Annotated in this window: 3 protein-coding genes; all 3 read left to right on the forward strand. The window is 32.1% G+C overall.

The window, feature by feature from the left end:
* Positions 1-523: 523 nt before the first annotated feature.
* Genes ACJROP_RS00965 through ACJROP_RS00975 form a run of 3 tightly spaced genes read left to right on the forward strand, consistent with a single transcriptional unit; the run spans position 524 to position 2,821 of the window.
* On the forward strand, positions 524-1,918 hold the full coding sequence (locus tag ACJROP_RS00965) for a hypothetical protein (RefSeq protein WP_406533646.1): 1,395 nt from the start codon (positions 524-526) through the stop codon (positions 1,916-1,918).
* A 26-nt stretch (positions 1,919-1,944) separates the two neighbouring features.
* Positions 1,945-2,142 (forward strand): hypothetical protein, encoded by a 198-nt coding sequence (locus tag ACJROP_RS00970; protein ID WP_406533647.1) that lies wholly within the window; start codon positions 1,945-1,947, stop codon positions 2,140-2,142.
* Entirely contained in the window at positions 2,099-2,821 is a 723-nt protein-coding gene (locus tag ACJROP_RS00975; RefSeq protein WP_406533648.1) for an N-6 DNA methylase, read from the forward strand. Before ACJROP_RS00970 ends, ACJROP_RS00975 begins: the two co-directional genes overlap by 44 nt.
* Positions 2,822-2,927 lie beyond the last annotated feature (106 nt).

Here is a 2,927-nt window from a genome sequence, read left to right on the forward strand (position 1 = left end):
ATTAAGATTGAAAGATGGTGAAAGCTATTTTTTATCTGCTGCTGAATACGTTTCTATATGGTTTAATAGAAAATCTTTTAGCATTAATCTTTAGGAGGATTTTCTATTGCAGTTGGATATATTGAATAGAAAATTTATGATGATAAACTTTCTAAAGAATTTCTATTACCTTCAAAAATGTTGAATAGAAAATCTTCAGCAAGAAACTTTTCAAAGATTTTTCTATTAAGTATATTTGGGTGTGTAGAAAAAAGATGATGAGAAACTTTCTAAAGAATTTCTATTACATTGGATCCTGCGGAATAGAAAATTTATGATGATGAACTTTTCAAAGATTTTCTATGATGGTTAATACATTTCTATATGATTTAATAGAATATTTCTTTTTTATACTCTTTTTTTAATATTTTATACATTACATTTAAATATTATTATCATTATATATTAAATTATAGTTTAAAAAAATAAACTATAAAAAAAATTTTTTACCCAAAGAAAAAAAACAAATTTGAGATGATAAAAGATGAGCATATTCAATCGAAAAACAAAAGAGGAAACACCCTCTGAAACTGAAACCCGCATACTAGAACAATTAAAAGAACAACAAGAATTCAACCAACTACTAATGAAAACAATCACCGACCAAAACCATGAAATAAAACAATTAAAACAAGACAACCAAGACATACTAAAACATCTAAACAATGAATTCGAAATAATCGCCAATGATATAACTAAAGTTAAGCAAAGCTTATTCACTGAACTTAGCAAAGAATCTAATAATATTACAAGGCGAGTGAAAATCGAATCCGCCAAAGTATCAGATTTAATTAAAACCATGGATACAGTAACTTTAACTGATGCTGAAATCCGCAAAGCCACACGCATAGGATACAATTACCTAGTCAAAGAACACGGCCTCAAAAAAAGTGAAGATAAACTATATAAATTCATTAAAGATTATCCTATAACAGCAGTGGTAGTGGATGATACTCCAGAAAACTTACCTAGAGTAGAACCAGGTAAACATTTAATGAACATACCTTTATCCCAAAGGAAAAAATACAGTTTAACACTCTTACCAGATGGAAGATTCAAAAACAAAGACAACCATGGAAAACCAACCAAATTCACAATAGAAGACATCATACAAATAAAAGAAAAAATACCCTACTATTATGTAAACGATTACGATTACACACGTATAAGTAAAGAATATCCCAGCCTATCACCAGGAACAATAAAACGAGTAATCTGGAATATCGAAGAAGGCACATTCAACAAGATAATCCACAACTACAATCAAAGAAAAGAATTACCCAAACAAGACCTAGCCTTCACTATACATGAATCCTGTAAAAAATTATACAACCTCACAGGAGTTAAAGGAATAGACATCTACCGTAAAGGACAAGGCAATCCAAAACTTAACTTCAACATATTAGACGTCCTGCACATAAAAAACAGCCTACCAAGATGGACCTACAGTCAACTACCAAGACAAGCATGTGCTAAAGAAACAGGATTATCCGCAATGCAACTAATGAGAGTCATATATAATATCCAACAAGGAGTATTCGATGAGTACCTGGAAAAATTCGAAGACCCATCACAGGAACATAAATTCACAATCATAGACAACCGATTATACATAGACAGCAATGATACAGGACTAGACATACCCACCGCACGCAGAATACTACACGACTATACCAATGCACATGACAAATACGCTTGCATGAAAAGCATACTAAAAACCTACTACCACATCGACACACGATACTTGGTCATTATTACAAGATATTATGATGATCCGGAATTTCGTGAATTAATAATCCACACCGAAAAAGACACATTAACACTAATAAACAATCCGGAAAAAAGACGAGAATACGGAACCAATATAATCGGAAGATAAAAAAAATTATTGCAAGAGGAAGAGAAATGATAGCTCCATGTGCAAAATACATGAGATACATTCCATATTGTATAAATCATATGGATTGTGATAATTGTATATTCAAGGAAATGGAAGAATATACAATATTCTACGAAGATGGGAAGTTATACAAAAAAAGAAAAGGGGGCAAAGATATTTATGAAGACATTCGAGGAAATATTCGAAGAACTAGCAAGATATAATGACCGTAGTGTAATATGGAATGATTGGTTAGATTATGTGATTAGAATCAACTTACTATACTGTAATGAAGAATCACCTAATTATCATGGGAACGAAGAAGCATATCAAGATTTGTTAGGGGCTTACTTGAATAAATTAAGTGAGATATTAAATACTGAACCTTACTATGATTTGTTAGGTGAATTATATGAGCAAGTAGTATTGTCACAGGGAAAATCAAAGCAATTAGGCCAATACTATAGTCCTACTTGTGTTGCTGAAGTTACAACAGATTTAGTGATGAGGGATAAAACCTTTGAGGATAATTCTGATAAGATAGCTAATGACTGTGCCTGTGGTAGTGGCCGTATGTTACTAGCTACACATGTGAAAAGTAAAGGGGATTTATTCCTAGTGGGGCAGGATATTGATGAAACAAGTGTGAAGATGTGTACAATCAACTTTTGGAGTATGGGTGCTCGTGGAAGTGTAATGCAAATGGATAGTTTAGAACAGACATTCTATCAAGGTTGGAGGGTAAACAAATACTTATACCATGGAATACCCGTGCCTCATATTGAAAAAATACATTCACCAAAGGAAGCTTTAGATTTCATTGAATTATATGGTAATAATAATGATGAAAGGATTGTTGCAAAGTCAACAGTTAAACCATCAGGACAAACAACATTGATATAATGGATGAACCTAAAAACTACACCTACGATAAAACCGAAGATTTATACATTGTCCAGAAATACTTTGACGGCCGTAACCATAAACTAGCACGAGTCAAAACCGAGGA

Origin of the sequence: Methanobrevibacter sp. (genome assembly GCF_045220775.1) — an archaeon.
Classification (GTDB): Archaea; Methanobacteriota; Methanobacteria; order Methanobacteriales; family Methanobacteriaceae; genus Methanocatella.

Bases quoted from the DNA above. Each gene is read 5' to 3' on its own strand.
- ACJROP_RS00965 (WP_406533646.1), top strand. From the start codon at position 524: ATGAGCATATTCAATCGAAAAACAAAAGAGGAAACACCCTCTGAAACT.
- ACJROP_RS00970 (WP_406533647.1), top strand. From the start codon at position 1,945: ATGATAGCTCCATGTGCAAAATACATGAGATACATTCCATATTGTATA.
- ACJROP_RS00975 (WP_406533648.1), top strand. From the start codon at position 2,099: ATGAAGACATTCGAGGAAATATTCGAAGAACTAGCAAGATATAATGAC.